Source organism: Phyllobacterium sp. P5_D12, assembly GCF_054049495.1.
The window spans coordinates 1-1833 of the sequence record NZ_JBFUMG010000729.1 but is presented as its reverse complement, the minus strand read 5'-3'; the positions used below and the strand labels follow the sequence as shown (position 1 = coordinate 1833).

General features: G+C 56.5%; 3 protein-coding genes. All 3 read right to left on the bottom strand.

All coding sequences use genetic code 11. The annotated features are described in order from the left end of the window. Window positions 1–605: CBS domain-containing protein (locus tag ACXJ5O_RS25795; protein ID WP_457302392.1), on the bottom strand; the 605-nt coding region annotated here is incomplete at its 3' end. 5 nt (window positions 606–610) lie between these two features. After that, window positions 611–1057: an rRNA maturation RNase YbeY gene (gene ybeY, locus ACXJ5O_RS25790; RefSeq protein WP_457302393.1), complete on the bottom strand. Its 447-nt coding sequence runs from the start codon at window positions 1055–1057 to the stop codon at window positions 611–613. 68 nt (window positions 1058–1125) lie between these two features. Next, window positions 1126–1833 (bottom strand): PhoH family protein (locus ACXJ5O_RS25785; RefSeq protein WP_457302391.1); only part of this gene is annotated, 708 nt, incomplete at its 5' end.

Below are 1833 nucleotides of genomic sequence, written 5' to 3'. Positions count from 1 at the left end.
ATCGAGGGTGGCACAAACAGGATTGGCCGCATCAAACTCAGATCAGAAATCGTTTTGGTCAAGTCGACATTGGACAGGTTGAACTTCGCAGCAGCAGGAATCTTGGATGCCCGGGCCGCCACCCTTCGCGGTTTGATCCTGGAAATATTGGTGATGTGATTAACCACATCACGTATGTGGACCATGCCGCGCGGATCATCGAGGGTTTCCGCGAAAACCGGCATACGCGAATGGCCAGATTTTTCAAAAACCTCCAACAGGTCGCCAAGCGTTGTGGAAATCTCCACGGCTTCGATATCGGAGCGCGGGATCATGACATCCTCGACCCGCAACTCCCGCAACCGCAGGATGTTGTGCAGCATGGCGCGCTCTTCGGGCGAAAACGCCGTATCTCCATGTTGGCTTTCGGCCAGGGCCGCATCCAGATCCTCCCGGAGAGACGTACCGGGGCGGGCGCGCAGAAATGGAAATATGGTGGAAAGAAGCGAGCGCTTTTCTGGACCTTGCGCTCTGGTACTACTCTGCCCTTCGGCATCACTCTCCTGCCCCGACATTCCCCTTGCGGGAGCGGCGGCAGAATCGTTCTGGTGTGACGTGTCAGACATGGTCCTCAATCGAATTGATCGTCAATGACGGATAGCGCATATGGGTCGGGGATGGCAAGACGTTCAAGGGCTTTGCGTTCAAGTCCTTCCATCTCCTCCGCTTGCGTCTCGCTAAGATGATCATAACCGAGCAAATGCAGAAATCCATGAACGATGAGATGGCTGACGTGGTGATCGAAAGGCTTGCCTTCATCCACAGCTTCGCGCGCCACTGTTTCATGCGCGATGACAATGTCGCCGAGCATTGGCCCAGGCTTCTGACCAGGCTTTAGCGCAAAAGCTGGAAACGACAAGACATTGGTGGGCTTGTCCTTGTCACGCCAGTCATTGTTGAGTTCCTTGACCGCGGCATCATCGGTGAAGACCAGACTGAGTTCGCTTGCCGGTTGTTCCCCTCGCTCAAGCGTTTGCCACGCAGCGGCAATGGCATTGGTCGCCAGATGGCGCAACATGGACTCATCGCCCCAGTCGTCCGTTTCAACCAGTATGTCGATATCGATCAAGACAGTATCGCCAAGTGTCAGGGCTTGGCGCCTTCCTTGTCATAGGCACGGACAATTGCGGCAACTAGCGGGTGCCGTACGACATCTACATCAGTAAAGCGCACGGTGACGATCCCGCTGACGCCGTCAAGAATTCTCAGCGCCTCCACCAATCCGGATTTCTGGCCCGGAGGTAAGTCAATCTGGCTCGGATCACCCGTGATGATCATTCGGCCGTTTTCACCCAAACGCGTCAGAAACATCTTCATCTGCATGGCTGTCGTGTTCTGCGCCTCGTCGAGAATGATTGCCGAATGGGCGAGTGTACGGCCGCGCATGAAGGCGAGCGGCGCTATCTCAATGACGCCAGCCGCAATCGCCCGCTCCACTTTGTCGGCGGGCATCATGTCGTAGAGCGCATCGTAGAGCGGTCGCAGATAGGGATCGACCTTTTCCTTCATGTCGCCCGGCAGGAAGCCAAGTCGTTCGCCGGCCTCCACGGCTGGACGCGACAGAATAATCCGATCGACAAGCCCGCGCTCCAGCAGCATGGCTGCGTGCGCGACTGCAAGATAAGTCTTGCCAGTACCTGCAGGCCCGACACCGAACACCATTTCCGAGCGATCGAGCGCCCGCATATAGGCATCCTGAGTCGGCGTGCGAGCAAAGATCGTCTTTTTGCGGGTCGATATCTGGGCTGCAGCCATCTTGCTTTTGTTTTCCATCGTCGGGAGCGTCAACTGGTC